The organism is Diaminobutyricimonas sp. LJ205 (assembly GCF_009755725.1).
Lineage (GTDB): Bacteria > Actinomycetota > Actinomycetes > Actinomycetales > Microbacteriaceae > Ruicaihuangia.
Map to the genome: position 1 here is coordinate 826,964 of NZ_CP046619.1, position 22,221 is coordinate 849,184.

Genomic DNA, 22,221 nt, shown 5'->3' on the forward strand with positions numbered 1-22,221 from the left:
GATCGAGCTTGTCGAGATCTCGGCAGGCTCGATCAACGGTTGGGCCCGGCCGAAGGCACCGGGATGTCGAAATGCATCACCTCTTCGCGCGCCCCGAGCTTGCTGTACAGCGCAATCGCCGGCTCATCGCCGTAGTCGGCCTGGACGTACACGACCCATGCGCCGCGCTCCGCCCCGATTTCCTGGAGCCGACCGATCAGGGCCGTGGCGACGCCGTGCCGACGGAAGCCCTCTGCCACCGCGAGATCGTAGATGTAGACCTCCGATCGCGCCTGCTCTAACTTGTCGAGCTCGTAGGCCACCAATCCGCCGGCGATAGTGTCACCGATCGAAGCGGTCAGCACGATCACATGCTGCTTGCCCAGCTGGGCTTGTAGATAGCCGTCACTCGGCGGCTCGGCGGCATAGCTTTCGGGATCGTCGAATGCCTCGGAGAACAGGGTGTTCAGCGACCGCATCAGCGGCAGGTCGCCGGGCGTCAACTGGGTTATGGTGACGGGCTCTGACATGGCATGAACGTAACTCAGCCGTTCGGCGGCCATCAAGGGTTTCGATATACACCGGCCTCGCAAGCTCGCGCGGCTACTCAACCACCGGGGAAACCCTGGCGACGACTTCCTCGGTCGACAGGTGTCGCCCGGTGCGCTCGACTTCGTGCACGAGGGCGGTCAGCGTCCGGTTGATCGGCGTGGCGACATCCGTTCGCAGCGCCTGCTCGACGACCGCCCCATTCAAGAAGTCGATCTCGCTGGACTGCCCGCGCCGGATCGACTGCAGCGTCGACGCCGGATTCGGCACGTCGCCGAGGTACTGGCGGATGCCGCGCGGCACTCGCTCACCCACCCAGAGTGGTGCGTGGGCGAGGGCCCAGACGGCGAGCGGCGTGATGCCCTGCAGCGTCGCGAACCGCACTCCGCGAGCCAGGCCCACCCGGGCGGTCTCACGCATGCTGCGGGTCATGATCCGCCGCAGCCGAGGATCATCGATAACCGCCTGCACACTGGTGCCGGTGATCGCCGGCAACGCGTTCACCTGGTTCACCAGCAGCTTCGTCCAGCGGGCGCCCTCGAAGTTGTCGACCACCGAGGTCGGCAGGGCAGTGTTCAGCACGGATGCCGCCGCCTGCGCCGCAGCGGGGGAGCCGTGCGCGCTCCCGACGTAGGTGTGTGCCGCAGCGGTCACCGTGATCTCGCCCGGGGCAACATACGACGCGGCGAGCATCGACAGCGCGCCGACCACGTCCGACCCGCCGGCCGCCTCGATCACGCTTTCCAGGCCGCCGAGCCCGTTCTGGATCACCACGAGCGGCACCCCGGCGAGCACGTCGGCGTTCTCACGCACGACTTCCGCGGCATCCATCGCCTTGGTGGCAACAATCGCCAGCCCAGGTGACACCGTCAGCCGCGGACCGGCGAGCACCGCCGCGGTGTACTCGCCCCAGGCGCCACTCAGCCGGATGCCGTGTTCAGCGATCGCGGCGAGGTTCGGCCCGCGAGCGGTGACCTCGACCTCATGCCCGGCCCGGGCGAGCAGGGCGGCAACCGTGCCGCCCATCGCCCCAGCTCCGAGCACCGCGATTCGCATGACCGAAAGCCTATTGCCGCTCCGGTAGCGTTGAGGTGTGGGTGAGATCGGCAAGCGCAGCGGCATCCTGCTGCTCGACAAGCCGGCGGGACTCACCAGCCATGACGTCGTCGCCCGGGTGCGCCGTCTCGCCGGAACCCGCAAGGTCGGCCACGCCGGCACTCTCGACCCGATGGCCACCGGTCTGCTGGTGCTCGGCCTGAACAGCTCGACCCGGCTGCTCACCTATCTGGTCGGGCTCGACAAGGAGTACACGGCCACCATCCGGCTCGGCCAAACCTCGACGACGGATGACGCCGAGGGCGAGCTCGGCGAGACCACGGACACCACCGGCATCAGCGATGACGCGATCGCCGCGGGCATCGCCGCGCTGACCGGGCCGATCGAACAGGTGCCATCCAGCGTCAGCGCCATCAAGGTCGACGGCCGCCGAGCCTACGACCGGGCCCGCGCGGGGGAGACCGTCGAGCTCAAGTCCCGCCCGGTCACCATCCACGAGTTCGAAGTCCTCGACATCCGACGCGGCGATCACCTCGACATCGATGTGCGCGTGGTCTGCTCCTCGGGCACCTACATCCGCGCCCTGGCCCGCGACCTCGGCGGCGGGCTCGGAGTCGGCGGTCACCTGACCGTGCTGCGCCGCACCCTGGTCGGACCGTTCGCCATCACGGATGCCGGCACCCTCACCGACGCCACCCCCGACGGGCTCGGCGATGGCCTGCTCGACCCGGCCGCGGTCGCCGCCACGCTGTTTCCGACCGTGCAGCTGGATGCCGACGAAACCAAAGACCTCACCAACGGCAAGCGAATCACCCTCGACGCGCCCGATGCCGCCTGCGCGGCCGCGCTGTCACCGGATGGCAGACTGATCGGGCTGTTGACTCTCACGAACGGGCGCGCACGTGCTCTGGTGAACTTTCCGACTGATGAGGTGCTTTCGTGATCGAGTGGTTCAGTTGGCTGCAGGCGGGCACAGCGATTCTCGCCGGGCTGTTCTGCCTGATCATGGGCGCGATCGGCAAGAAGCCGAACGACCTCACCCTGGGCGCGGTGATCCTGGTTGAACTGCTGTTGATCGTGCAGGTCGTGATGGCGATAGTCGCCCCGTTCCTTGGCAACACCCCGACCGGACATCCGTTGGAATTCTGGGCCTACCTGGTGTCGGCCGTGCTGATCCCGCCGCTCGCCGCGTTCTGGGGGCTGGTCGAACGCAACCGCTGGTCGACCGTGGTGCTCGGCGCCGCCTGCCTCGCGATCGCCGTAATGGTGCTGCGGATGAACCAGATCTGGTTCGTCCAGATGGTCTGAGCGCCTAACATTAGGGACGATATGTCCCAAGCAGCCCCCACCCGCATGTCCGGCGTCGGACGAGTGCTCGTTCTCATCTACGGCATCCTCGCGATTGGCGCCACGGGGCGGTCGGTCTTCCAGATCCTCACCAAGTTCGACGAGGCCCCGCTCGCCTACATACTCTCCGCGGTCGCCGCCGTGGTCTACATCGTCGCCACCATCGCGCTGATCGTGCCGTCGTGGCGGCCGATCGCCTGGGCCACCATCACCTTCGAGCTGATCGGCGTGCTGGTCGTCGGCACCCTCAGCGTGACCCAGCCCGAACTCTTCGCGCACCCGTCGGTCTGGTCACAGTTCGGCAGCGGCTACGTATTCATACCGCTGGTGTTGCCGGTGCTCGGCCTGATCTGGCTGTACACGCACCGCACCCGCACGAGCAGCGCGGCGGTGGCCTGAGATGCAGGTATTCACCTCCCTCGCCGAGATTCCGGCCGACTTCGGGCCGAGCGCCGTCACCATCGGCAAGTTCGATGGCGTGCACGCCGGACACCGTGCGGTGATCGCCGAATTGCACAGCATGGCGGATGCCGCGGGCCTGACCCCGACGGTGGTGACTTTCGACCGCAACCCGCTGGCCCTGCTGCGCCCCGAGCTCTGCCCAGAGCCGCTGCTGAGCAACGCGCAGAAGCTGGAGCGGCTCACCGAGGTCGGCATCGGCGCCACCCTGATGCTGACCTTCGACCGTGCCCTCAGTCAGGAGAGCCCCGAGGAATTCATCCAGGGCGTCCTGGTCGATGCGCTGCACGCGAAGATCGTGCTGGTCGGGGCGGACTTCCGCTTCGGTGCCCGCGGCGCCGGGACCGTCGACACCCTCATCGAGGCAGGTGCCCGGTACGGCTTCGAGGTGCGGCGCGTGCACGAGGTGCTTGCCGACACCGGACGTCGGGCATCGTCGACCTGGGTGCGGGAAGCGCTCGCCCGCGGCGACATCCGCGAGGCATCCGCCGTACTCGGCCACCTGCCCTCGGTGCGCTCGATCGTTGTGCCGGGGGAGAAGCGCGGCCGCGAGATGGGCTTTCCGACCGCGAACCTCAAGCCTGGCGTTGAAGGCCTGATCCCCGCTGACGGCGTGTATGCCGGCTGGCTGACTGTTGACGGCACCGTGTACCCGGCCGCGATCTCAATCGGCGACAACCCGACCTTCGAGGGTGTCCCGGCGCGGCAGGTGGAAGCGTACGTGCTCGATGAGGACATCGACCTGTACGGCAAGACCGTCGAGGTTTCGTTCTTCGATCGCCTGCGCGGCATGGTGAAGTACACGACCATCGAAGCGCTGATCGAGCAGCTGAGGCAGGATGTCGAGGACACCCGCGTCCTCCTCGCCGAGGCTCCGCTGCCCGGACGCGAGGGCACCGGACTTCCCGCGTGACCACTGTACGGGCACGACCCCTCTGGGCTGGGCGCACGCTCGCGCTCCTCGCCATCGCGCTGCTCGCGCTGAACATGCGCACCGCCGTCACGTCGGTCTCACCGATCGTCGAACAGATCAGCGTCGACATCCCGCTCGGCTCGGTCGCGCTGGGCGTGCTCGGAATGCTGCCGGCGATCATGTTCGCGCTCGCCGGGCTGTTCAGCCCGGGACTGGCCCGCCGCATCGGGCTGGAGGCGACCCTCGTGGTCGCTTGTGTGCTGATCGTGGCCGGTTTCCTGGTGCGGGCGGCGGCGACCGAGTATTCGATGTTCCTGGTTTCCAGCGCGGTGGCGCTCGTCGCAATGGGCATCGGCAATGTGCTGTTGCCGGCGGCGGTCAAGCGCTACTTCCCGGACAGGATCGGCCTGCTCACCTCGGTGTATGTGACTCTGCTGGCGATCTCGACAACGATTCCGGCGGCGATTTCAGCGCCGGTCGCTGATGCCGCGAGCTGGCGTGTCTCGATGCTGGTCTGGGCGGGCCTGGGCCTGACGGCGCTGGTGCCGTGGATGGCGGTGCTCGTGCAGCACCGCCGCAGTCTGGTGGCGACGGCGGCCGAAGAAGCGCCCGAAGTCGAAGTGCCGGGCAAGGAACTGCTCGCGCGGCTGCTGCGCTCACGCACCGCCTGGGCGCTTGCGATGTCCATGGGGACCTCCTCACTGAGCGCGTACACGATGTTCGCCTGGCTGCCGCCGATGCTCACCGACTGGGCTGGTCTGTCCCAGGGAGCCGCCGGGGCGTTGCTGTCGGTCTACGCATTGGTCGGATTGCCGCTCGGGCTGCTGTTCCCATTCCTCACCCAGCGGGCGAAGAACGGCGCCTGGCTGGTGCTGATCGGAGCGGCGCAACTCGCGATCAGCTACACCGGCCTGTTGCTGGTCCCGGCGCTCGCCCCGCTCTGGGTGGTGCTCGCCGGCGGCCCGATTCTGTTCCCCGTCACGCTGACGCTGATCAACCTGCGCACCCGAGACCATGTCGTCACCGCTGCGACCAGCGGATTCGCGCAGGGCATCGGCTACACCGTCGCCGGGCTTGGCCCGCTGCTGTTCGGTGTTCTGTTCGAGGTATCCGGTGATTGGGCGCTGCCGCTGGTGTTCCTGTTGTGCACCTCGCTTGGTGCGTTCGTCGCGGGCATCCTGCTGCTGAAGAACCGCATGGTCGACGACGAACTGGTGCGCTAGAAGCCAGCCACTTCGCCCCGGTGCACGAGTGCCGCGGCACCGATCAGCGGCCCCTCATCGGACAGGCCGGACGGCACCACCCGCACCTTGGTGACGAAACCGAACTCGGCGCGTTCGGCGATGGTGTCGTTGATGATCTGGAACAGGTCGGGACTCACCCGCGCGAACCCACCGCCGATCGCGACCAATTCCAGGTCGGTGAGCGAGGTGGCCGAGCCGATGGCCTGACCGAGCGCGCGCCCGGCGCGGGCCACTGCCTGCACAGCGATTTTCTCGCCGCGGGCGTAATCCGCGGCGAGGTCTTCGCCGGTGCTGCCGCGCCATCCGTGCTTCTGCGCCCAGGCCACCGTCTTCGGGCCGGACGCGATCGCCTCGACACAGCCGACGCCGCCGCAGGCGCAGCGGTCGTCGAAGCCTCCGACACCGACGTGGCCGATGTGTCCGGCGTTGCCGGTCGGTCCGGGAACCGTGTGCCCGCCGAGGATCAGCCCGCCGCCGATCCCGGTGGAGACGATCATGCCCATCAGGTTGTCGATGCCTCGCCCGGCGCCGATCCAGTGCTCAGCCAGCGTGATGCAGAGGCCGTCCATGGCCAGCCGCACCGGCAGCCCGGGCACCAGTGCCTCCAATTGCGCGCGCAACGGGTAGTCGCGCCAGGCGGGAACGTTCAGCGGGCTGACCCGGCCGGACTCGACGACGATCGGTCCGGCGGAGCCGATGCCGACACCGATCAGCCGATCCCCGGTCGGCAGGCCGCCGAGCGCATCGCTGGCGACCGCGCGCACCGCCTCGGCGAGCTGATCGGACCGGGACCGCGCCCCGGTCGGCTGCCGCGACCGGCTGCCCTCGAGCACCACCCCGTGCTCATCGACCAGGGCGGCCTCGACCTTGGTTCCTCCGAAGTCGACCGCGAGCACGAACACCATGCGCACAGCGTACGACGGCGGTGTGCCCATCCTCAGCCGCACCCCTGCCGCGTTCCGCAGGACTTTCGGGCGACGCGCCGTGAAGCCACTGCGCTGCGGCGGCGTGTCCCCTTGAACATCCTGCGGAATGCAGGAGCACCCCCGGCAAACGAATCTGGATGTGCAACCGGATGCGCGAATGTGCACACGCACACGCATCCGCTGCTCATATGAGCAATCCGACCAACGGATGCTGGAGCCGGCGTACGCTTGAGCACGGAAGGAGGCGACCCATGTCTGATGACACCCTGACGACCGTGCGGGTCGCCGAGCTCTACTACGAAGAAGGCAAGACCCAGGACGAGATCGGCGCATTGGTCGGCATCACCCGCTGGAAGGTCGGCCGACTGCTCGCGCAGGCGCGTGACACCGGCATCGTCCGCATCGAGATCGTGCACCCGCGCGCACGTCGCCTCGCGATCGAACGCCAGCTGCGGGAGCGGTTCGGCCTCGCCGACGCCATCGTGGTCCCCGCGGTCGCCGACGACGAGGCGCGCGAGCGAGTCGCCCAGGCCGCTGCCGATTACCTCGTCGCCCTGCGCCCGGTGCCGCGCGTGCTCGGCATCAGCTGGGGACGCACCCTCGATGATGTGGCCAGGCACCTGCCCGACGGCTGGGCACGCGGCGTGGCCGTGGTGCAGATCAACGGCGGCGTCTCACTGAACAAGCGCGCAGGCACCGCCGCCGACACCGCCACGCTGATCGCCCGCAAGGCCGGGGGCCAGGCGACCTTGCTGCCAAGCCCGGCCATCCTCGAACGAGAGGAAACCAAGCGGGCGATCGAAGCCGATCGCACCGTCGCCGGCGTCCTCGACCAGGCAACAACGGCATCCGTCTACCTGTACAGCGCCGGCGTCGCCGACGACACCAGCGTGCTCGTCGACAGCGGTTACCTGACCCCGGACGATGTCACCGAACTGGTGCGCAAGGGTGCGGTCGGCGATGTCGTCGGCCGGTACATCGACGCCAACGGCAACATCGTCGACCCGGGCCTCGATGAGCGTACGGTGGGACTGGGACTCGACCGACTACGGCAGGCAGGCACCGCTGTGCTCGCCATCGCCGGATCCGCGAAGCATCACGTCGCCAGGGCGGTGGTCGCGAACGGGCTGTGCTCGGTCGTCGTCACCGACGAGGCGACCGCGTCCGCCCTATTGGAGGAATGACCATGACACTCGAACATCCCATCGCGCTGGCGCCCGCCGAGCGCGCCGTGCAGCTGATCGGCTCGGATCTCACCGAGAAGAGCCTCAAGCTGCACCTCGAGGGACTGTCCCGCGTCGACGCCGTCGGCCTTGAACAGCGCGCCGCCGGCCTCGGCACCCGCTCGATCAAGACCACGTCGAAGAAGTGGGCGATCGACAAGATCATCGAACTGATCGACCTGACCACCCTTGAGGGCGCTGACACCCCGGGCAAGGTGCGCTCGCTGGTCGCGAAGGCGATCACTCCGGATGCCTCCGACCCGAGCACCCCGCGGGTCGCGGCCGTCTGTGTCTACGGCGACATGGTGCCCTATGCCGTCGAGGCGCTCGGCTCCGCCAAGGGCCTGGACAACGGCGGCATCAACGTGGCCGCGGTCGCGACGGCGTTCCCCAGTGGTCGCGCCTCGCGCGCCGTGAAGCTCGCCGACACCGCCGACGCGGTTGCCGCCGGTGCCGACGAGATCGACATGGTGATCGACCGCGGTGCGTTCCTGAGCGGACGCTACGGACTCGTCTTCGACGAGATCGTCGCCGTCAAGGAAGCCTGCCGCCGTCCCGACGGCACCTACGCCCACCTCAAGGTCATCCTCGAGACCGGCGAACTGAACACCTACGACAACGTGCGCCGTGCCTCCTGGCTGGCGATCCTCGCCGGTGGCGACTTCATCAAGACCTCGACCGGCAAGGTGTCGCCCGCGGCGACCCTACCGGTGACCCTGCTGATGCTCGAGGTCGTGCGCGACTGGTACCGGCTCACCGGTGAGAAGATCGGCGTCAAGCCGGCCGGCGGCATCCGCACCTCCAAGGACGCCATCAAGTACCTCGTCACCGTCGCCGAGACGGTCGGCGAACAGTGGCTGAACCCGCACCTGTTCCGCTTCGGCGCATCCAGTCTGCTGAACGACGTGCTGCTGCAGCGCCAGAAGATGACCACCGGCCACTACAGCGGCCCCGACTACGTGACGATCGATTAGGACCCTCATGAACTTCCTCGAATACGCCCCGGCTCCCGAGTCGCCGGCGATCCTCAATCTGCGTCCCAGCTACGGCCTGTTCATCGACGGCGAGTTCGTCGACGGCCACGGCGAGGGCTTCACCACGATCTCGCCGGCCACCGAGCAGAAGATCGCGGAGATCGCGAACGCCAACGCGCACGACGTCGACCTGGCCGTCGCCGCCGCCCGCCGCGCTCACGACCGCACCTGGTCGAAGATGAGCGGCGCCGACCGGAGCAAGTACCTGTTCCGGATCGCTCGCCTGGTGCAGGAACGCGCCCGCGAGCTCGCGGTCGCCGAGAGCCTGGACAACGGCAAGCCGATCAAGGAGAGTCGCGACAGCGACATCCCGCTGGTCGCAGCCTGGTTCTTCTACTACGCCGGCTGGGCCGACAAGCTCGACCACGCCGGCCTCGGCGCCAACCCCCGCGCGCTCGGTGTCGCCGCCCAGGTGATCCCGTGGAACTTCCCGCTGCTGATGCTCGCCTGGAAGATCGCCCCGGCGCTCGCCGCAGGCAACACCGTCGTGCTGAAGCCCGCCGAGACCACGCCGCTGTCGGCGCTGCTGTTCGCCGAGATCCTGCAGCAGGCCGACCTGCCGCCGGGTGTCGTGAACATCATCACCGGCGCCGGTGACACCGGGGAGGCTCTGGTCAATCATTCGGATGTCGACAAGGTCGCCTTCACCGGTTCCACCGCCGTCGGCCGGTCGATCGCTCGCTCCACGGCCGGCACCGGCAAGAAGCTCACCCTCGAGCTCGGCGGCAAGGCCGCGAACATCGTCTTCGACGACGCGCCCATCGACCAGGCCATCGAGGGCATCGTCAACGGCATCTTCTTCAACCAGGGCCACGTCTGCTGCGCAGGCAGCCGCCTGCTGGTGCAGGAGAACATCCACGACGAGGTCATCGACCGGTTGAAGTACCGGTTGTCGACGCTGCGCCTGGGTGACCCGCTCGACAAGAACACCGACATCGGTGCGGTCAACTCCAAGGAGCAGCTGGAGCGCATCCGCACGCTGTCCGACATCGGCGAGCAGGAGGGCGCCGACCGCTGGACCGCCGACTGCGTCATTCCCGAGAACGGCTTCTGGTTCGCCCCGACGATCTTCACGAATGTGTCGACCAGCCACCGGATCGCCCGGGACGAGATCTTCGGACCGGTGCTCTCCGTGCTGACCTTCCGCACCCCGGATGAGGCAGTGAAGAAGGCGAACAACACCCCGTACGGTCTGTCCGCCGGCATCTGGAGCGACAAGGGATCGAAGATCCTCGCCGTCGCCGACAAGCTGCGCGCCGGTGTGGTCTGGGCGAACACCTTCAACCGGTTCGACCCGTCCAGCCCGTTCGGCGGGTACAAGGAGTCCGGCTACGGCCGTGAGGGTGGCCGGCATGGCCTGGCGGCCTACCTGCAGTCCGGGGCATCCGCCGGCCGGCCCCGTATCAGCGCCGCTCCCTCGACACCGCTTGTCGAAGCAAAGCCCGCCGCGGCACCCAAGAAGTCGACCAAGAAGGAGGCCAAGTGATGACGCGCCTGACCATCCCCAAGACGTACAAGCTGTACATCGGCGGCAAGTTCCCGCGCAGCGAATCCGGCCGCACCTACGAGGTCGCGACGCGCAAGGGCGACTTCCTCGCCAACGCCGCGAAGGCCAGCCGCAAGGATGCCCGCGACGCGGTGCTCGCCGCACGCGGTGCCCTCAGTGGCTGGGCCGGCGCGACCGGTTACAACCGCGGCCAGGTGCTCTACCGGATCGCCGAGTTGCTCGAGGGGCGGCGGGCGCAGTTCGTCGACGAGATCGCGTCAGCTGAAGGTGTGAGTCCCGCTGCCGCGGCGCAGCAGGTGGATGCCGCGATCGACCTCTGGGTCTGGTACGCCGGCTGGGCCGACAAGTACGTGCAGGTCGCCGGCAACGGCAACCCGGTCGCCGGTCCCTACTTCAACCTGTCCACCCCGGAGCCGACCGGCGTGGTCGCCGTCATCGCACCGCAGGAACCGACCGGCGACAGCCTGCTCGGCCTGGTCGCGGTGCTCGCACCCGTCCTGGTCGCAGGCAACACCGCGGTGGTCGTCGCCAACGAGAAGGCGCCGCTGTCGGCGATCAGCCTGTCCGAGGTGCTCGCGACCAGCGACGTGCCCGGGGGAGTGGTCAACCTGCTCACCGGCTCGCCCGCCGAAATCGCCCCGTGGCTCGCGGCGCACGCCGACGTGAACGCGCTGGATCTGACCGGTGCCGGCGCGCTCGACTGGATTGACCTGCAGATCGCCGCAGCGGACACACTCAAGCGCGTGCTCACCCCGGAGCCGGGGATCCCGGCCGCCTCGCTCGAGCGGATCACCGCGTTCACCGAGACGAAGACGGTCTGGCACACCAAGTCGATGCTGTAACACGGTCGATGCTGTAACCCAAGAGCCCGCACGCTCGGGAGGAAAACACGCGCTCGCGCGCTGGAGCTATGGGAATCGCGCCAGCGATTCCGCGACGCCAGCGCCGCCGGAGCCTGCGACGGCGGTTCGCCGGTGTGCGGGTCGGTGGTTGAGGAGCGCGCGCAGCACGGGCTTGCATAAGTCCGATTTTTGAGGCGAACTCTACCTGAGAGCATCTCCAGTTACCCCCGAAAGGGCGTAGCTATCCTCGTACGGTCATGAGTCACGCCACCCGAACCCTCTCCGCTGTCCTCATCGCTCTCCTCCTCGCGTTTGGCGCACTGTTCATCTCCGCGCCCCCTGCACACGCCTCGGAGACGGGAACGATCCACAGCCTGGTGAACCAGGCCCGCGCCGCTGAAGGTCTCGGCGCACTCAACCGGAATTCCGCCATGGATCAGGTCGCCGCGAACTGGGCGAACCAGATGGCCGCGAATGGCACCCTGAGCCACAACCCCAACTACTCCGACCAGATCCCCGGCGGCTGGACTCGCTCCGCCGAGAACGTCGCGCAGGGACATCCGACCGGCGCCGCCATGCAGGCGGGTTGGATGAACTCGTCCGGTCACCGCGCGAACATCCTGGGCGACTACACCGACGTCGGCATCGCCTTCATCAACGCCGGAGGCACCACCTGGGGTGTCCAGGTCTTCGGCAAGTACGGCGCTTCAGCTGCAGCCCCGGCGCCGGCCCCGGCCCCCGAGCAGGCAGCCAAGCCTGCTCCGGATGCCGCCGCTAACGCCGCGGCGGAAGAAGCCGCCAAGGCCGCCGCAGCCGAGAAGGCCGCCGCCGAAGCCGCTGCAGCAGAAGCCGCCGCGGCTGAGCAGGCCGCCGCTGAGGCAGCCGCCGCAGAAGCCGCCGCAGCCGAGCAGAAGAGCGCCGCCGTCGCCGAGGCGATCGCGAACCCGCACTCCACCGAGAACAACAACGCGAAGCGCGACGCCAAGCAGAACGCCGACCAGCGCGCCGAGCGCACGGATGCCACCCTGGTCTCCGACAGCCAGGAGCTGAACTGGATGCCGACCGCGCTTGCTCTCGTTCTTGCCGTGATCGTGCTCGCTGCGTACGCCGCGTTCCCGACCGTGCGTCGCTACCTTGGCGGCCGCCGCCAGCCCAAGCACCTGTAGGCAGCCCGCCGGCCGAGCCTCCCCCCGACGGTCAAGCCTGCACTCCGCTGATCGAGCCTGCCGAGATCTCGGCAGGCTCGATCAGCGGCAAGCCGCACGTTCAAGTAGCCCTCGACAATTCACAGGTAGAGGGAATTGAATAGTGGGCGACCCGGGAGGATCAACATGGCGGAACAGGCGGAACAGGGGACACTGGATCGGATCGTATTCGCGGGGGATAGTCTCACGGCCAGCGGACGCTGGCAGGAGTGGTTCCCCGAGTTCGAGGCGTTGAACCACGGTGTCGCCGGCCACACGACCGACGACCTGTTGGAGCGCCTCCACGAGATCGTGGCGGCGAAACCGCAGGCGATCGCGCTGATGATCGGCACCAATGACTTCGGCAAGCGCCGTCGTTCCACCGAGTACGTGGTGCGCAACATCGAATCGATCCTGGTCGATTTGCGCCGGGACCTTCCCGGGGTGCGGCTGTTGCTTCAGTCAATCCCGCCGCGCGGCCGCGAGTTTGCAGCAGAGATCAAGGACGCGAACCGGCACCTGCGTCAGTTCTCCGCGACCGTCAGGGCACAGTATCTGGACCTCTGGCCCGCGCTCGCCTTCGACGGCGAAGAGTTGAACCCGATCTTCAGTGAGGACCGGCTGCACCTCAATGACGCCGGCTATGAGGCCTGGCTGACCGAACTTCGGCCGGGGCTCGAGCGGCTGTACGAGGCTCCACCGATGAGCCGGCCGATCAGCATCATCGAGGTCTGAGGCTCGGGTCCAACAAGTACCCTCGAGTTATGCGACATTTCCTCGCGGTGCTGTTGGCTGCCGCGTTCTTGCTCCTGGGCGTGCCGACTGCCGCGGCTGCGGATGTCGACGACTTCACCTTCGACAGCTTCGAGGCCGATTACTACCTGGGCGTTGATGAGTCCGGCCACTCGACGCTGCGGACCATTGAGACCTTTGTCGCGCGATTCCCGGAGACGGATCAGAACCGCGGCATCCGCCGGGCCCTGGTCGAAGACTACGACGGGCATCCCACCGACCTGACCGTCACCAGCGTGACCGACGAGAACGGCACCGCGCGCGCGTTCGAGACCGATGCCGAGGACGGGCTGCTCTCAGTCACCATCGCCGCGGACGACTACGTGCACGGCGCGCAGACCTACGTCATCACCTACGAGCAGAAGAACGTCACCCGGTTCTTCGAGGACACCGGCGTCGACGAGTTCTACTGGGACACCAACGGCACCGACTGGGCACAGCCGTTCGGGGCGGTCACCGCGCGAGTCCACGTGGATCCGGCGATCGCTGACCGGCTCACCGGAGAGCTGGCCTGCTACACCGGAGCGGAAGGTTCCACCGAGCAATGCCAGATCGGGGAAGCTGGCGGGGTCATCACGGCATCGGATGCCGGCCTGGCACCCTTCGAGAACGTCACCGTCGCGGTCGCATTCGAACCGGGCACCTTCGTGGCGCGCGACGGCAGCTACTTCGCCAACCCCATCAGCTGGGTGCAACTGATCGCCCTGCTGGCTGCTATCGGCGCGGCGATCTGGGGCTTCGCCATCCGCGCGACCGTCACCCGCGATGCCGACGGCCGGCCGACAATCGTTGCCGAGTACCTGCCGCCGGATGGCAACGACCTGCTGGGGAGCGCCGACATCGTCGGCCGCAGCGGCCGCGCAATCGCGGCGCAGCTGATCGATCTCGCCGTGCACCGAAGGATCCGCATCATCGAGAACGAGAAGCCCTGGGCCAAGGACACCTTCTCGCTGCAACTGGTCACCGCCGACGGGGTCACCGGTCTGCCGCGGCGGCTGCTCACCGCATTCTTCGGCAGCGGGCTCCGGGATGGCTCCGAGTACGAACTGACCGGCACGGACACCAAGCTCGGCACGCGCATCAGTTCCCTGCAGCGATCCGTCCACCGCGATGTCGTGCGCCGTGGGCTGCGTCGACGGGTTGCCGCGGGACAGGTGATCGTGCCGTTCATCATCGCCGTGATCGCCGCCGCCATCGTGCTGTTCACCGGGAATCCTGATCACCGCCGACAGCCGTGGCGGTGCGATTCCGCTGCTGCTCGTGATCCCGGCAGGTCTTGCGGTCGCCGCGGTCGCCATCTCGATCTTCCGCCGGCCGCTCACCGCCGCCGGAGCCGAACTGCGCGATCACCTGCGCGGCATGCACCTCTACATCAAGGTCGCCGAACAGGATCGGCTGCGGGTGCTGCAGAGCCCCGAGGGTGCGCTCCGCACCCCGGTTCACGTCGACGACCCTCGCGAGATGCTGAAACTGAACGAGCGGATGCTGCCATACGCGGTGTTGTTCAACCTGGAGAAGGACTGGGCCGAGCAACTCGCTGTTCAGTACGAGGACGGCCGCCCGGACTGGTACGTCAGCAACCAGCCCTTCAATGCGGCGATCTTCGCCGCGGGTGTCAGCGGGCTCAGCACCTCGGCCAGCACGGTGACCGCGAGCAGCACCAGCGGCGGATCATCCGGCGGCGGGTCGTCCGGCGGCGGCGGTGGCGGCGGAGGTGGCGGCGGGGTCTGACCCCGCGGCGGGTGAGGCAGCGGCATCCGGAGCCTGCCCATCGAACGAAGCCTGTTCAGCCCGACGCCCCGCGCGTACGGTGGCCGCATGACTTCGCTCTGGCTGGACCGACCGGACACCATCGAGACGGATGCCTTCATCCCTGGTTCCCGGTATGACACCGTCATTGTCGGCGCGGGCCTGACCGGCATGCTCACTGCGCTGTTGCTCGCACGTTCCGGGCAGAAGGTGGCCGTGCTGGAAGCACGCTCGGTGGGCGCGGTGACCACCGGCAACACCACCGCGAAGGTGAGCCTGCTGCAGGGGCACCACCTGGAACAGTTGCAGCGGCGCATGTATCCCTCGATCGTCGCCGCCTATGTGGAGGCCAACCGTGAGGGGCAGGCCTGGCTTCTCCGCTACGCCGACGAACACAAGATCCCGTACCAACGACGCGACGCGGTGAGTTACGCGACGACCGAGGCCGGCCGGGAGATCCTCGAACGGGAGCACCGTGCGGCCCGATCGGTCGGCCTGGACACCCGACTGAGCGACGACAGCTCCCTGCCGTTCCCGGTGACCGGTGCCCTCAGCCTCGCCGACCAGGCACAGCTCGACCCGATGGACGTGCTGGCCGCGCTCGCCGCCGACCTGCGAACCCATGGCGGGGTGATCTTCGAACGCGCGATGGTGACGGGGATCGAGGCGAGCGATCCGGTTTGGGTGCGCACGCCTCGCGGTGGCGTGGTCGCCGGCAAGGTGGTGCTCGCCAGCGGCCCGCCGGTGCTGAACCGCGGCCTGTACTGGGCGAAACTGGCGGCGATGCGCTCCTACGGGCTCGCGTTCGAGGGCGTCGGCGCGCCCCCGCCTGACATGTACCTGTCGGTCGATGAGCCGACCCGCAGCATCCGCACCGCCGGCTCGCACCTGGTCGTCGGCGGCAACGGGCATCCGGTCGGCCGCGCGGAATCGCCGAAGGCGCTGGTCGCCGACCTGATCCACTTCACCCATGAACACTGGCCAGATGCGCGGCTGACGCATTCCTGGAGCGCGCAGGACTACCGCACCCCGCACAAGGTGCCGTTCGTCGGCTGGATGCCGCGCGGCCGCGGCCGCATCTATCTCGCCACCGGCTACGACAAGTGGGGGATGACCAACGCCGTGCAGTGCGCGCTCACCCTCGCCGGTGACCTGCTCGGTGGGCAGCAGCCCTGGGCACAGGTACTCCATCACCGGACAACCACCCCAATGGCCTTCGCCGCCGGCCTCGGCTCCAACGCCGCCGTGGCCTGGTGGTACGCGCGCGGCTGGGCGAAGGCGCTCAGCACGCGGCTCCCGGATGCCCCGCCGCCCGAGGGCGAGGGAATCGTCGGCCGGATGGGCCTCGCGCCGACCGCGGTGTCCACCGTTGGCGGGGAAACCTGCTCCCTGTCCGCCGTCTGCCCGCACCTCGGTGCTGTGCTCGGCTGGAACGACCAGGAACTCTCCTGGGACTGCCCGGCGCACGGCAGTCGGTTCACGGCATCCGGGGCACGCCTCGAGGGGCCCACCAAGAAGGACATGCGCCCCAAGCGTTAGCCGCCGCCTGCCGCTGGTCGAGCCCGCCGAGACCTGCCTCGGCAAGCTCGACCAGCGGAATCGATAAATGCAGGCTGCGCATTCTTCGTGTCCGGTTTGACAGTGACGCCCCCGTCCCCTACTTTCGTCAGTGACCTGAATCACCTGTCAGGTCTACCGATCCTTCTACGACAGCAGGAAAGGCGCGAGCCGTGAACAACGACGTAACCACGAGGCATCCGGAGCACACGCTCTGATGGCCGCTCTGCTCAAAGCGGAAGCCCTGACCAAGGACTTCCGCGGCTTCACGGCGGTGAAATCCGTTGACTTGACGGTCGAAGAGGGCACCGTGCACGCGCTGGTCGGCCCGAACGGTGCCGGCAAGACCACGCTGTTCAACCTGTTGAGCGGATTCCTGCAGCCCACCTCGGGCACGATCACCTTCGATGGCGCCGACATCACCGGCAAGCAGCCCGAGCAGATCGTGCACCTGGGTATCGCCCGCTCGTTCCAGATCACGAGCCTGTTCGACAACCTCACCCCGCTCGAGCACCTCGAGCTGGCGCTCGCCAGCCCGACCGGTCTCAGCTACCGGTTCTGGCAGTCGAAGAAGCGGTTCGGCCAGTTCCGGCCGCGCGCCATGGAGCTGATCGACCACGTCGGAATGGCGGATGCCGCGAACCGCCCCGTCGGGGAGTTCGCGTACGGCCAGAAGCGTGCCGTCGAACTCGCTCTCGCCCTCGCGCTCGACCCCAAGCTGCTGCTGCTGGACGAGCCGACCGCCGGGATGGGCATCGACGACGTCGACCGCACCATCGCCCTCGTGAAGCGTATCTCCGCCGGCCGCACGATCGTGTTCGTCGACCACAACATGCACGTCGTCGGCAGCCTCGCCGACCGGGTCAGCGTCCTGCAGCAGGGCGAGATCCTCGTCGAGGGCACCTACGACGAAGTGCGCACCGACGAGAAAGTCATCACCGCTTACCTGGGGCAGGCCCATGCTTGAAATCACCGGACTGACCGCCTCCTACGGCGAGGCGCGCGCACTGAACGACGTCGACCTGGTTGTGAAGCCGGGCGAGGTGGTCACCCTCGTCGGCCGGAACGGTGCGGGAAAGACCACGCTGCTCCGCAGCGTCATGGGACTGCACCGCGACCTCGAAGGCACGATCAGCTTCGAGGACAAACGCATCGACTCGCTCGCGCCGAACGCGCGCGCCCGCGCAGGCATCGGCTGGGTGCCCGACAACCGCGGCATTTATGCAAGCCTCACCGTGGCCGAGAACCTGCGCCTGCCTCCCGTCGTCAGCGAGGCAGCCTGGTCCATCGAGAAGGTGTACGAATCCTTCCCGCGCCTTGCCGAGCGGGGCAGCTCGATGGGCACGCAGCTCTCCGGCGGCGAACAGCAGATGCTCGCCATCGCCCGCGTGCTGCGGATGGGTTCGCGCCTGCTGCTGCTCGACGAGCCCAGTGAGGGCCTGGCCCCGGTGATCGTGCAGCGCATCGGCGAGATCATCCGCGAGGTCAAGGCGGCCGGCATCTCGATCCTGCTCGTGGAGCAGAACGTCAAGTTCGCACAGTCGGTGGCCGATCGTCACTACGTGCTCGCCGAAGGCCGAATCGTCGAGCAACTCGACAACGACGAATTCAGGCTGCGCGAGAGCGAACTGCTCGAGCACCTCGGCATCTAATCTTTCCCTTCCCTTTCACCAGGCACCACCTACAAAGGAGTATCAGTGGCACACATCAGAAGGAACTTCGCGATTGCGGGAGTCGCAGTCGGCGCGATCATGCTCGCCGGCTGCGCCGGCGGCGCCCCCGGCGGCCCGCCCGCCGCGGTCGAGTCGGAACTGTCCGACGACAAGGTCATCATCGGCCTGCTGAACGACCAGTCCGGCGTCTACAAGGACCTGTCCGGCCCGAACAGCAAGGTCGCCATCCAGATGGCGATCGATGATTACAACGAGAAGTACGGCGACGAGGCTGTCGCGGGGAAGATCGAGATCGTCACCGCCGACACGCAGAACAAGCCGGATGTCGCGAACACCCAGGCCCAGCAGATGTACGACCGCTCGAACGCCGACATCATCCTCGATGTGCCTGCCTCCTCGGCGGCCCTCGCCGTGGCCGAGGTCGCCAACCAGAAGAAGAAGCTGTACATCAACATCGGCGCGGCGACCATGGAGCTCACCGGCGCCGCCTGCAACCCGTACACCTTCCACTGGGCCTACAACACCCAGATGCTCGCCAAGGGCGCCAAGGGTGTCGTCGAAGACGGCGGCAAGAGCTGGAGCCTCGTCTACCCGGACTACGCCTTCGGCCAGGACATGGTGAAGTCGTTCAGCGAGGCTGTTGAGAACGCGGGCGGAAGCGTCAACGAGGCGATCGCGACCCCGTTCCCGAACGAGAACTTCGCGACCTTCATCACCCGCGCGGGATCCACCAACCCGGACGTCATCGCCACGATGGCAGCCGGCGGTGACCTGATCAACTTCGTGAAGCAGTTCAACCAGTCCGGTCTGCGCGACTCGGCGACCCTGGCTGTCGGCCTGATGTTCATCACCGACATCCACTCGCTCGGTGTCGACGAGTTCGCCGGAACCACGTTCACCGACGCCTGGTACTGGAACTACGACGAGCAGAACCGCGAGTGGGCTGACCGCTTCACGGAGCTGACCGACACCCGTCCGTCGTTCGCACACGCTGCGAACTACTCGGCCGCCACTCAGTACCTCGAGGCGATCCAGCGCTCGGGCACCGATGACGCCGACGCGATCATCAAGGAGCTCGAAGGCCTCAAGGTCGACGACGTCTTCCTGCGCAACGGGGAGATCCGTGCCGGTGACCACTCGGTCATCCACGACACCTATGTCGCCAAGGTGAAGGATGCCGCGGACGTTGAAGAGGACTGGGACTACGAGGAAATCCTCGCCACCATCCCGGCCGACGAAGCGTACCCGGACGTCAACCCGAACTGCACCCTCTAATCAGTTCTAGCTAGTTCCTGGGGGCGGACGGTTCTGCCGTCCGCCCCCGCCCACCCGGAAAGCGAGACATGGGCGACTTCAGCGACTTCCTCCAATACACGGTGCAGGGCCTTGCCGCGGGCGGGTTCTATGCCCTCGCGGCGCTCGGCCTGGCCGTGATCTTCGGCGCCCTCGGCGTCGTCAACTTCGCGCACGGAGCCTTCTACATGCTCGGTGCGGTCGGCTCGGCCGTGCTGCTCGATGTGATCGGCCTGCCGTTCTGGGGTGCGCTCGTCGTCATCCCGATCCTGATGTTCATCTTCGGCATCATCGTCGAGCTGCTGCTCGTGCAGTGGCTGCTGAAGCTCGATATCCTCTACAACTTCCTGCTCACCTTCGGACTGAGCCTCGTGCTCGTCGACCTGGTGAAGCGCGAATACGGCGTCTCTGGCCTGCCATACGAACAGCCTGCTGGCCTGGAGGGGCTGATCCACGTCGGATCGGTGTCGATCCCGATCTACCAGCTGTTCGTCTTCGTGTTCTCGCTGGCGGTCTGCTTCCTCGTCTGGCTGGTGCTCACGAAGACCCGCGTCGGCATGATTGTGCGCGCCGCGACCGAGGAGCCGGAACGCGCACGGGCGCTCGGCATCAACGTCGGCATGTGGGTCACCCCGGTGTTCGGCTTCGGTGTCGCTCTTGCCGGTCTCGCCGGTGTGCTCGCCGCACCGTTCCGCGCGATCACCGCGAACATGGGCTCGAGCTTCATCATCATCCTGTTCGCGATTGTCGTGATCGGCGGGCTCGGCTCGATCCTCGGGGCGGTGGTCGGCGGATTCCTCGTCGGCCTGGTCGAGGCATACGGCCAGGGATACTACGGAACCTTCGCGCAGGTGCTCATCTTCGTCCTGATGGCAGTCGTCATCCTGGTGCGGCCGGCAGGGCTCTTCGGAAGGAAGGAAGCGGTATGACCGACCTCAAGGAGCTGCCGGTCACTTTCGACCCGATCGCGCTCGACAACGGTGCACGGCGTGCCCGCCTCATCCGGCGCAGCATCCTCGGCCTGATCGCCCTGGTCGCCGTCCTCGGCCTGCCGTGGTGGGTGTACCCGCCGGTCGCCGTGGACATCGCCGCCTGGGCGCTGTTCGCAATCTCGATCGACCTGCTGCTCGGCTTCACCGGGCTGCTGTCCTTCGGCCATGCCGCGTTCTGGGGCGTGTCGGCGTACACCACCGGTGTGATCGCGGTCGAGCTCGGAGTGCCGTTCCCGGTGGCCATCGTCGGCGGCACCATCGGTGCGATGATCCTGGCTCTGCCTATCGGCTACCTGGCGGCACGTCGCGCCGGCATCTACTTCGCGATGGTCACGCTGGCCTTCGCGCAGATGATCTACTTCATCGCGAACCAGTGGAAGGATGTCACCGGCGGCGAGAACGGCCTGCAGGGTGTTCCGAAGAACTTCTTCGGAATCGAACTGGTCGAAACCGAGGCGTTCTACTTCTACTACGTCGCCATCGTGATCATCGCGCTCGGTGCCTTCATCGCCTGGCGGATCGTGAACTCGCCGTTCGGTCGGGTGCTGATCTCGATCCGGGACAACCCGGCACGGGCCCGGGCGCTCGGCTACGACGTCGAACGGTACAAGATCATCGTGTTCGTGCTCTCGGCCGGAATCGCCGGTCTTGCCGGTGGTGTCTTCGCGATCAGCCACGGCTTCGTGTCGCTGCAGGAACTGGACTGGACCACCTCGGGCAAGGTCGTGCTGATGACCGTGCTCGGCGGCATGGGCACCATCTGGGGCGGCCCGGTCGGCGCTGCGGTGATCGTGCTGCTTGAAGACCGGCTCGCGACCTCCGGCTTCGACGGAATCGGCATCATCACCGGATCGATCTTCGTGATCTGTGTGCTGCTGTTCCGCAAGGGCATCTGGGGGACCGCGGTCTCGCTCTGGGAGCGTGCCAGCAAGGCCATCGCCACCCGGCGGAGGTAGCTACACCCGCTCGGGCGGAGTTCGGCGGCTCGGGAGGACGTTTTCACAAGAAACGTCCTCCCGAGCCGCTGTTTCCCTATTCCGGGGTTTCGAGCCGCAAGCTAGATTTGCTCAGGTGATGACGATCGGTTCGGTCTGGGCTGCGAGCGGGCAGGCCGACTCCGTGACGCTGTTCGGCTTGCCACCGATTCTCGGATTCAGCGCAGCGCTGGTGGTCTGCCTGCTGTTTGTGCTGACCGGACTCGGCGTCGTCACCGGACGACTGAGGAACTGGGTGAGTCGTGCCCAGCCCGGCATCGGGTCCGGCCTGCTGCTCGTCGGCGCCGGCCTCTCCTTCATCTGCGTGCTGGGCATCGTCGGCTTCGTGTGGACTCCCGAGAACACGCCGGAGTCTGCGCACTGGATTCTCCGCACCGTGCTCGTGGCGCTTCTCTCACTCGCCGGGATCACCGGCGCCGCGGGCCTCAGCGTGGGCTGGTGGGCATGGCCGCGCTTCCTGCTGCCGCGCTGGCAGCGCGACGAGCTCGAGGCGGACGAGGCCGCCCGGCGAGCCGAGCGTTCCCAATAGGCTGAACTCGATGACGAACTACAACGCGCCCGCCTTCCGCCGCACCGCACTTCTTCCGGGCATCATCGGCGCCGTCGCGTTGCTCGCGGGTGTGTTCGTGAACACCGAGGGTGGGTTCACCGTCATCCGCTACGTCGTCTCGATCTTCGCGCTGATCGTGCTGGTCATCGCCGTCCAGGCCCGGTCGTGGCTCTGGATCCTGCCGCTGGGCGCGATCGCCGTTTTCTGGAATCCGGTCTGGCCGATCACCGTGCAGGACGACCTCTGGTACGGCCTGCAGTACGCCGCCGCCCTGGTGTTCCTGCTCGCCGCGTTCTTTGTGAAAGACCGCTCGGTGCGCTGATCCCTCGCAAAGGGCTAGACTGGGTGTGCGCCGCA

23 protein-coding genes are annotated in these 22,221 nt (G+C 67.5%); 20 read left to right on the forward strand and 3 right to left on the reverse strand.

Features of this window, described 5'->3' with window-relative positions; translation table 11 throughout:
* Window positions 1-32: 32 nt before the first annotated feature.
* Both GO591_RS03970 and GO591_RS03975 read right to left on the reverse strand, forming a co-directional pair.
* Window positions 33-509: an AAC(3)-I family aminoglycoside N-acetyltransferase gene (locus GO591_RS03970; protein WP_157155618.1), complete on the reverse strand. Its 477-nt coding sequence runs from the start codon at window positions 507-509 to the stop codon at window positions 33-35.
* A 73-nt stretch (window positions 510-582) separates the two neighbouring features.
* Window positions 583-1,584 (reverse strand): ketopantoate reductase family protein, encoded by a 1,002-nt coding sequence (locus tag GO591_RS03975; RefSeq protein WP_157155619.1) that lies wholly within the window; start codon window positions 1,582-1,584, stop codon window positions 583-585.
* 37 nt (window positions 1,585-1,621) lie between these two features.
* Here GO591_RS03975 and truB point away from each other — a divergent pair, with 37 nt between their 5' ends.
* From truB to GO591_RS04000, 5 genes are read left to right on the forward strand one after another with little or no spacing between them, the layout of a single operon-like run.
* Window positions 1,622-2,527, forward strand: a complete 906-nt coding sequence (gene truB / locus GO591_RS03980) for a tRNA pseudouridine(55) synthase TruB (RefSeq protein WP_157155620.1) — start codon at window positions 1,622-1,624, stop codon at window positions 2,525-2,527.
* The gene (locus tag GO591_RS03985) at window positions 2,524-2,892 is read left to right on the forward strand and encodes a hypothetical protein (protein ID WP_157155621.1); all 369 of its coding nucleotides are present in this window, start codon (window positions 2,524-2,526) and stop codon (window positions 2,890-2,892) included. Before truB ends, GO591_RS03985 begins: the two co-directional genes overlap by 4 nt.
* Window positions 2,893-2,913: 21 nt before the next feature.
* Entirely contained in the window at window positions 2,914-3,330 is a 417-nt protein-coding gene (locus tag GO591_RS03990) for a hypothetical protein (RefSeq protein ID WP_157155622.1), read from the forward strand.
* Window position 3,331: 1 nt separating this feature from the next.
* Window positions 3,332-4,303: a bifunctional riboflavin kinase/FAD synthetase gene (locus GO591_RS03995; RefSeq protein WP_157155623.1), complete on the forward strand. Its 972-nt coding sequence runs from the start codon at window positions 3,332-3,334 to the stop codon at window positions 4,301-4,303.
* Window positions 4,300-5,526 (forward strand): MFS transporter, encoded by a 1,227-nt coding sequence (locus GO591_RS04000; protein WP_157155624.1) that lies wholly within the window; start codon window positions 4,300-4,302, stop codon window positions 5,524-5,526. The genes GO591_RS03995 and GO591_RS04000 overlap by 4 nt, the downstream gene beginning before the upstream one ends.
* Here GO591_RS04000 and GO591_RS04005 read toward each other — a convergent pair.
* Entirely contained in the window at window positions 5,523-6,452 is a 930-nt protein-coding gene (locus GO591_RS04005; protein WP_157155625.1) for an ROK family protein, read from the reverse strand. The genes GO591_RS04000 and GO591_RS04005 overlap by 4 nt on opposite strands.
* A 272-nt stretch (window positions 6,453-6,724) precedes the next feature.
* Between GO591_RS04005 and GO591_RS04010 the strand changes: the two genes are divergently transcribed.
* The 15 genes from GO591_RS04010 to GO591_RS04080 all read left to right on the forward strand — a co-directional run bounded on the left by GO591_RS04010 (window position 6,725) and on the right by GO591_RS04080 (window position 22,186).
* Entirely contained in the window at window positions 6,725-7,657 is a 933-nt protein-coding gene (locus GO591_RS04010) for a sugar-binding transcriptional regulator (protein ID WP_157155626.1), read from the forward strand.
* A gap of 2 nt (window positions 7,658-7,659) precedes the next feature.
* Window positions 7,660-8,670 (forward strand): deoxyribose-phosphate aldolase, encoded by a 1,011-nt coding sequence (gene deoC / locus GO591_RS04015; protein WP_157155627.1) that lies wholly within the window; start codon window positions 7,660-7,662, stop codon window positions 8,668-8,670.
* A gap of 7 nt (window positions 8,671-8,677) precedes the next feature.
* Window positions 8,678-10,216, forward strand: coding sequence for an aldehyde dehydrogenase family protein (locus GO591_RS04020; RefSeq protein WP_157155628.1), 1,539 nt, complete (start codon window positions 8,678-8,680; stop codon window positions 10,214-10,216).
* Window positions 10,216-11,079, forward strand: coding sequence for an aldehyde dehydrogenase family protein (locus GO591_RS04025; RefSeq protein WP_157155629.1), 864 nt, complete (start codon window positions 10,216-10,218; stop codon window positions 11,077-11,079). The genes GO591_RS04020 and GO591_RS04025 overlap by 1 nt, the downstream gene beginning before the upstream one ends.
* A 257-nt stretch (window positions 11,080-11,336) precedes the next feature.
* The gene (locus GO591_RS04030; protein ID WP_157155630.1) at window positions 11,337-12,245 is read left to right on the forward strand and encodes a CAP domain-containing protein; all 909 of its coding nucleotides are present in this window, start codon (window positions 11,337-11,339) and stop codon (window positions 12,243-12,245) included.
* A gap of 165 nt (window positions 12,246-12,410) precedes the next feature.
* A complete protein-coding gene (locus GO591_RS04035; protein WP_157155631.1) occupies window positions 12,411-12,998 on the forward strand; it encodes a GDSL-type esterase/lipase family protein in 588 nt (195 codons plus the stop codon).
* 29 nt (window positions 12,999-13,027) lie between these two features.
* Complete coding sequence (locus tag GO591_RS04040; RefSeq protein WP_157155632.1) at window positions 13,028-14,944, forward strand: DUF2207 domain-containing protein; 1,917 nt, start codon at window positions 13,028-13,030, stop codon at window positions 14,942-14,944.
* Window positions 14,874-16,343, forward strand: coding sequence for an FAD-dependent oxidoreductase (locus GO591_RS04045; protein WP_157155633.1), 1,470 nt, complete (start codon window positions 14,874-14,876; stop codon window positions 16,341-16,343). The genes GO591_RS04040 and GO591_RS04045 overlap by 71 nt, the downstream gene beginning before the upstream one ends.
* Window positions 16,344-16,578: 235 nt before the next feature.
* The gene (locus GO591_RS04050; protein ID WP_157155634.1) at window positions 16,579-17,328 is read left to right on the forward strand and encodes an ABC transporter ATP-binding protein; all 750 of its coding nucleotides are present in this window, start codon (window positions 16,579-16,581) and stop codon (window positions 17,326-17,328) included.
* Window positions 17,321-18,013, forward strand: a complete 693-nt coding sequence (locus GO591_RS04055; RefSeq protein ID WP_157155635.1) for an ABC transporter ATP-binding protein — start codon at window positions 17,321-17,323, stop codon at window positions 18,011-18,013. The genes GO591_RS04050 and GO591_RS04055 overlap by 8 nt, the downstream gene beginning before the upstream one ends.
* 45 nt (window positions 18,014-18,058) lie before the next feature.
* Window positions 18,059-19,309: an ABC transporter substrate-binding protein gene (locus GO591_RS04060; protein ID WP_232466266.1), complete on the forward strand. Its 1,251-nt coding sequence runs from the start codon at window positions 18,059-18,061 to the stop codon at window positions 19,307-19,309.
* 68 nt (window positions 19,310-19,377) lie between these two features.
* Window positions 19,378-20,256, forward strand: coding sequence for a branched-chain amino acid ABC transporter permease (locus GO591_RS04065; protein ID WP_157155636.1), 879 nt, complete (start codon window positions 19,378-19,380; stop codon window positions 20,254-20,256).
* Entirely contained in the window at window positions 20,253-21,275 is a 1,023-nt protein-coding gene (locus tag GO591_RS04070; RefSeq protein ID WP_157155637.1) for a branched-chain amino acid ABC transporter permease, read from the forward strand. Before GO591_RS04065 ends, GO591_RS04070 begins: the two co-directional genes overlap by 4 nt.
* Window positions 21,276-21,393: 118 nt before the next feature.
* On the forward strand, window positions 21,394-21,843 hold the full coding sequence (locus GO591_RS04075; protein WP_157155638.1) for a hypothetical protein: 450 nt from the start codon (window positions 21,394-21,396) through the stop codon (window positions 21,841-21,843).
* A gap of 10 nt (window positions 21,844-21,853) precedes the next feature.
* Window positions 21,854-22,186 (forward strand): DUF6804 family protein, encoded by a 333-nt coding sequence (locus tag GO591_RS04080; protein ID WP_157155639.1) that lies wholly within the window; start codon window positions 21,854-21,856, stop codon window positions 22,184-22,186.
* The last annotated feature ends 35 nt before the right edge of the window (window positions 22,187-22,221 follow it).